Origin of the sequence: Acinetobacter sp. YH12128 (assembly GCF_013418655.1) — a bacterium.
GTDB lineage: Bacteria > Pseudomonadota > Gammaproteobacteria > Pseudomonadales > Moraxellaceae > Acinetobacter > Acinetobacter amyesii.
Window position 1 is genome coordinate 1 of sequence record NZ_VPBO01000061.1, and the last position, 1,325, is coordinate 1,325.

A 1,325-nucleotide genomic window follows, 5' to 3' on the forward strand; every position below is an offset into this window, starting at 1 on the left:
CAACCATGATTGATGGTGCATTCTTCCAAGAAGAAGTGGAAGAACGCAAAATCATGGCTGTACCAATGGTATTCCAAGACGGCAACCACATCGGTCAAGGTCGTATGACCTTGGAAGAAATCATTGCTAAATTAGACACCAACTCTGCCGCAAAAGATGCTGAAAAGTTAAATGCCAAAGAAGCCTTTGATGTTCTTGTGATTGGTGGCGGCCCTGCGGGGAATACTTCTGCAATCTATGCAGCACGTAAAGGCATTAAAACAGGTATCGTGGCTGAACGCATGGGCGGTCAGGTCATGGATACGATGGACATTGAAAACTTCACGTCGATTCAAAAGACTCAAGGTCCTAAGTTTGCTGCTGAAATGGAAGCACATGTACGTGAGTACGGTGTGGACATTATGAACTTGCAACGTGTATCTGACATCAAAGGTGCTGACCAAACAGCCAATGGCTTAGTTGAAGTGACTTTAGAGAATGGTGCAAAACTTGAATCTAAAACAGTGATTCTTTCAACAGGTGCACGTTGGAGAGAAATGAACGTTCCGGGTGAACAAGAATACCGTACACGTGGTGTTGCATACTGCCCACACTGTGACGGTCCATTGTTTAAAGGTAAACGTGTTGCGGTGATTGGTGGTGGTAACTCAGGTGTCGAAGCGGCGATTGACCTTGCAGGTATTGTGGAACATGTAACGCTAGTTGAGTTTGATACTAAGCTTCGTGCTGACCAAGTGCTTCAAGACAAGTTAAACAGCTTACCGAATACCACTGTGATCATGAATGCATTGTCTACAGAAGTGGTCGGTGATGGTTCACAAGTCACTGCACTAAAGTATAAAGATCGTGCAACAGATGAAATCAAAACGATAGAATTGGCTGGTATCTTCGTACAAATCGGTTTGTTACCAAATACTGATTTCTTAAAAGAAACAGCGGTTGAACTTTCAAACCGTGGTGAGATCGTAATTAACGAGCGTAACGAAACCAATGTAAAAGGTGTATTTGCTGCCGGTGATTGTACAACAGTACCGTACAAACAAATCATCATTGCTACAGGTGAAGGCGCGAAAGCATCATTGTCTGCTTTTGATTACATCATCCGTTCGGGTCAATAATTCAGTTTAAACAGAACAGCAAAAGCCAGTTTTCGAACTGGCTTTTTTTATGACTGAAAATTCATGTCTTGTTTCATTTATAAATTATTAGGGTGTGTTGACATTTACAGCCGATAAATTGAGCTAAAGAGGCAACCATATAAATATACAAGCTAAAGCAACAGCGCTTTGATAGTTACGTTTTAGCTTATCGTATCTTGTGGCAAT

The 1,325-nt window shown here is 41.9% G+C and carries 1 protein-coding gene and 1 pseudogene; one reads left to right on the forward strand and one right to left on the reverse strand.

What is annotated here, in order from left to right; genetic code table 11:
• Window positions 1-1,118: alkyl hydroperoxide reductase subunit F (gene ahpF / locus FTU64_RS16200; RefSeq protein ID WP_180060304.1), on the forward strand; the 1,118-nt coding region annotated here is incomplete at its 5' end.
• 123 nt (window positions 1,119-1,241) lie between these two features.
• Here ahpF and FTU64_RS16205 read toward each other — a convergent pair.
• Window positions 1,242-1,325 (reverse strand): annotated as a pseudogene (locus FTU64_RS16205) (IS5/IS1182 family transposase); the annotation flags it as partial.